General features: G+C 53.2%; 1 pseudogene. It reads left to right on the top strand.

The window, feature by feature from the left end:
* Positions 1 to 15 precede the first annotated feature (15 nt).
* A pseudogene (locus EZM41_RS14830) lies at positions 16 to 105 on the top strand (molybdopterin cofactor-binding domain-containing protein); the annotation flags it as partial.
* Between the last annotated feature and the right edge of the window lie 164 nt (positions 106 to 269).

Here is a 269-nt window from a genome sequence, read left to right on the forward strand (position 1 = left end):
GAAAGGTTCACCCTCGTGGACGATGTGGGGAAGATAAACAATTACGCCGTGGTGGAAGGGCAGTTATACGGCGGCATCGCCCAGGGCATCGGCTTTGCGCTGACGGAAGATTTCGACGATGTACACAAACACGATAATCTGGTCACAGAAGCCGGCCAACACCTCATCTACGGCGTTATCGACAACCTCATAGATCAAGTGATGAAGACCTCTTGGGCTCGTGTCGCCAATATACATGCTCGGCCTCAGGCGCACTGCCTCTAAACCTT

The sequence above is a fragment of the Acetomicrobium sp. S15 = DSM 107314 genome (assembly GCF_016125955.1).
Lineage (GTDB): Bacteria > Synergistota > Synergistia > Synergistales > Thermosynergistaceae > Thermosynergistes > Thermosynergistes pyruvativorans.